At 66.5% G+C, this 3982-nt stretch carries 2 protein-coding genes and 3 pseudogenes; 3 read left to right on the top strand and 2 right to left on the bottom strand.

Annotated features, from left to right (window positions below; genetic code table 11):
* Positions 1-135 precede the first annotated feature (135 nt).
* Positions 136-1053: a transposase family protein gene (locus tag E6P78_RS32300; RefSeq protein WP_346765638.1), complete on the top strand. Its 918-nt coding sequence runs from the start codon at positions 136-138 to the stop codon at positions 1051-1053.
* Between the two features lie 74 nt (positions 1054-1127).
* Positions 1128-1873 (top strand): annotated as a pseudogene (locus tag E6P78_RS32295) (methyltransferase domain-containing protein).
* 192 nt (positions 1874-2065) lie between these two features.
* Here E6P78_RS32295 and E6P78_RS32290 read toward each other — a convergent pair.
* Positions 2066-2960, bottom strand: a pseudogene (locus tag E6P78_RS32290) (IS5 family transposase).
* A 290-nt stretch (positions 2961-3250) separates the two neighbouring features.
* Between E6P78_RS32290 and E6P78_RS32285 the strand changes: the two are divergent.
* Positions 3251-3766 (top strand): GNAT family N-acetyltransferase, encoded by a 516-nt coding sequence (locus E6P78_RS32285; protein WP_136207175.1) that lies wholly within the window; start codon positions 3251-3253, stop codon positions 3764-3766.
* 88 nt (positions 3767-3854) lie between these two features.
* Here E6P78_RS32285 and E6P78_RS32280 read toward each other — a convergent pair.
* Positions 3855-3982 (bottom strand): annotated as a pseudogene (locus tag E6P78_RS32280) (IS630 family transposase); the annotation flags it as partial.

The following is a 3982-nucleotide window of genomic DNA, read 5'->3' as shown; positions in this document are numbered from 1 at the left end:
CCGCCGCAGACTTCGCAAGCACATCACCTGGGGCTACCTCACGCCCCACGAAACACGCCTTCGCTACCAGCAGGCACAGGCCCTCGCGGCATAACGGAAACGTGTCCATGATCACGGGGAAACTTCATATCCCGCGTGCGTCTCGGGGGGCTAATTGAGGAGTTGGCAGGCCCGTGGCTTGCCCGGTGTGAGTCTGCACTGTGTGAGCGACGTGGTGCCGAGAGGCAGCGGGACGCTGGTGCCGGACCGAAGCACGACCTGGTCTTTACCGACCGTGTGCTGGTCACGCTGGTGCATCTGCGCACCGGGCTCCCACACGTCGCGCTGGCCGAGCTGTACGGCACAGCCCGCTCCACGATCTCCCGGGCCATCAGCGAGATCCGCCCGCTGCTGGCCGCACGTGGCTTCGCTGTCCCCGACCGCCCCGGCGTCAGGCTGCGCACCCTGGCGGATGTATTCGCCTACACCGAGGCCGAGGGGATCCGTCTACGAATCGACGGCGCCGAGACCCAGGTTCGCCGCCCGAAGGCCGGTCGGCCAGGACGACGAGCCTTCGTATCAGGCAAGAGGAGGCAGAACACAATCAAGACCACCACAGTGAGCGATGGACAGGGCCGTCTGCTGTGGTCGGGCGCGAGCCAGCCCGGTCGCATGCACGACCAGACCGCGGTGCGCACCGAGGGCATCACGGAGCAGTTCCGGCTCCATCCGATGGTGAAAGCCGAGGTCGACGAGGGCTATCGGGGCCTGGCCAACGCATTCCCCGATCAGGTCAGCGCCCCACCGAGGAAGCCGAAGGACGACGCGCCGCCCGGCAAGCACTACGCATGGCAGGAAATGCGCCGACGCCAGTCCTCGGCCCGCATCTGCGTCGAGCACACCAACGCCGAACTGCGGCAGTGGCGCCCGCTCCAGCGCTACACCTTCCGACGCGAGGACTACGCCGAAACCCACCGCGCGATTGCCTCGCTGGTATCGGACCGCTCCGCTCACCGGCAAACCCGCCGCAAGCTGAGCACCGCACTGGTACTCGTCCGGCGAGACGCCTTCTGATCAAATACCAGCCAACCCGCCAGGCCAACATGTCGGGGCCTCAATCGTGGACCACGTCGTAAGGAATTCCTCCTGTGGATCTTCCACGTATTTGGACCATTCGCGAGAGCAGCCACCGCGTTCACAACCCGATCACCGCTGACAAGCTCGCCGTACTGGGCAAGGCGCTCCGTCCGGCACCTGGCACGCGTACGCTGGATCTCGCCAGCGGAACGGGCGAGATGCTGTGCACCTGGGCACGTGACCACCGCGTCACGGGGACGGGGGTGGACATCAGCACAGTGTTTACCGAAAAGGCCCGCGCCCGTGCCGCTGAACTCGGAGTCGCCGACCAGATCGACTTCGTTCACGGCGACGCCTCTGGCTACGTCGCGGACGAGCCGGTCGATCTCGCTGCGTGTGTGGGTGCCACCTGGATCGGGGGCGGCGTGGCCGGTACCGTCGAATTGCTGGGCCGCAGCCTGCGCCCGGGCGGTCTCATGCTGATCGGCGAGCCGTACTGGCGTCAGGCACCGCCGACCCAGGACGTCATCGAGGGCTGCCGCGCCGGCAGCAGAGCCGACTTTCGGATGCTGCCGGAGTTGATCGGGCACTTCGGCGATCTCGGGTACGACGTCGTGGAGATGGTGCTGGCCGATCAGGACAGCTGGGACCGGTATCAGGCGGCGCAGTGGTTCAACCTCCGCTGCTGGCTCGACCAGAACCCGATGACGAGCTGGCCGCCAATGTGCGGGCCGAACTCGCCACAGGACCCGCACGCTACGTGCAGTACACCCGTGAGTACCTCGGCTGGGGCGTCTTTGCGCTGATGAGCCGCTGACACTCCGGGCAGTGCGGGTCTGGGCAGCGTGCTGCCCAGACCCGCACGTTTCAGACCGTGACCCCATCCCACTGACTGTTCGTTGGGCTCCTCGATGCCGAGCCGGAGGGCGCAGCCCACGAGCCTGTTCGGGTCGAGGATCACCGAGTGCCCGACAACCACGGTTTCACGAATCCCCGAGGCCGTCTTCGGTCACGAGCGGAGCCAGATAAGGAGTGCGGCGGCGGTGACGGTGCCGAGGAAGACGTATCCTCGCTTGTCGTAACGGGTGGCGACGGCCCGGAAGTGCTTGATTCTGTTGATCCCTCGCTCAACAGTGTTCCTGGCTTTGTACCGGATCTTGTCGAAGTGGGCGGGTCGGCCGCCACGTGAACCTCTGCGCAGGCGGGCCGTCTTGGTGTCGCTCTTCTCCGGGATCACGTGCCGGATAGCGCGTCGCCGCAGGTAGGCGCGGATTACGCCATTGCTGTATGCCTTGTCGGCGCCGACGCTGTCCGGTACCCGCCGTGGCCTGCCGACGCCGAGCCGGGGGACGCGGATCTCGTCCATGACCCGCTCGAACTGGGTGCAGTCCGCCCGCTGCCCCGCAGTGATGACCACGGAGAGCGGGCGGCTCTTGCCGTCCGTGCTCAGGTGGAGCTTGCAGGTCAGCCCGCCGCGCGAGCGGCCGAGGGCTTCGCCTGGAGCACCGCCCCCGCCGGGAACGGGCTTATCCGCATGTGCACCTGCACGTGAACTGATCTTTGCGCGGCCCCTTTTGAAGCGCCGGATGTTGCCGGCGGCGGGTCTTTCGGGGCCCCGGCGGCGTGCTGGTGGGTGCGGATCGAGGTGGAGTCGATGTTGATATTCCAGTCGATGTCACCCGTAGCGTCGGCGACGGCCTGGACATGTTGAAGCAGCTTCTTCCAGGTGCCGTCGGCCGACCACATCAGGTGGCGTTTGTGGACGGTCTGCCACGGGCCGAAGCGTTCGGGCAGCGCGCGCCACTGGCAGCCGGTACCGAGCCGGTGGATGATCCCGTTGATCACCTGGTGTGGTCCCGCCACCGGCCGCACCGGTTGTTGCCCTTGGGCAGGAGCGGTTCCAGGACCGCCCACTCGTCGTCGCTGAGATCCCGGTCTGCTGAGCATGATCAAAGCAACGAGCCGCCGCTCGAAGGGATACGACCTTCAGCGAGCGAAAGCCCCAGTCAGCAGCCCCGAAAGGAGTTGCCCCCGCAGAGCAGGAGCTACTACCCTCACGCCAGCGCGACAGACGCGTGATCTCGGGATGAGGAGGTTGATGAATATGGCTGCCGCCGACCGTCATCAGCATGCCCTCATCCGGCCTGTGCGATAACAGAGCGCGGCCGGTCGTTCCAACGACCAGGAGAGACACATGTCTTCCTCTTCTTCACCCGTCCACGCCGACGTGGACACCAAGCGCCTCGTCCTACGGCCCTGGACCAGGAGCGAGGCCACCGCGGTCCTCGACGGCACCCGGTCCCCGTACTGGGCGGACGACTTTCCCGCTGAGGGCGATCGCGTGGTCGCGGGCCTCTTCGAGCAGTACCCCGACTGGCTCGGCGCCTACGGCCACCGTCTGGTCATCGAGCGCAGCAGTGGCCTGGTGGTGGGGTCCATCGGCCTGTTCTGGCCGCCCACCGAGGGGGTCCTTGAGATCGGCTACGGCATCGTGGCCTCCCGGCGTGGCCGAGGCTATGCCTCTGAGGCCACCCAGGCCCTCGCCGACTTCGCCCTCACCGCGCCAGAAGTCCACACCGTGTCCGCCGACGTGGAACTGTCGAACCCGGCCTCAGTCCGAGTACTGGAGAAGGCCGGCTTCCGCTGTTGGACGACCGGGGAGAACGTAGCCAAGTTCAGGATCTCGAACCCGGACCGCGACCTGCGCTGATTGCGTGGGGCCCTGGAAGCGATGCCCTCCAGGGCCCCATCGTGGCCGCTGAATTCCCGGGCTACCAGCGTGATCGGAGAGACAAGACCTAGTGTCCTGAGTCGTTAATTCGTGTGCAGTATGCGGCGAGGGTGTCGAGGATGTCGTCGGCAGTCTTCGTCCAGACGAATGGCTTGGGGTTCTTGTTCCACTCGTTGATCCAGCGGCGGATGTCCC

Origin of the sequence: Streptomyces sp. A0958, assembly GCF_004795035.1 — a bacterium.
GTDB lineage: Bacteria > Actinomycetota > Actinomycetes > Streptomycetales > Streptomycetaceae > Streptomyces.
The sequence above is the reverse complement of the archived record's forward strand: the minus strand, read 5'-3'. Positions and strand labels throughout refer to the sequence as shown.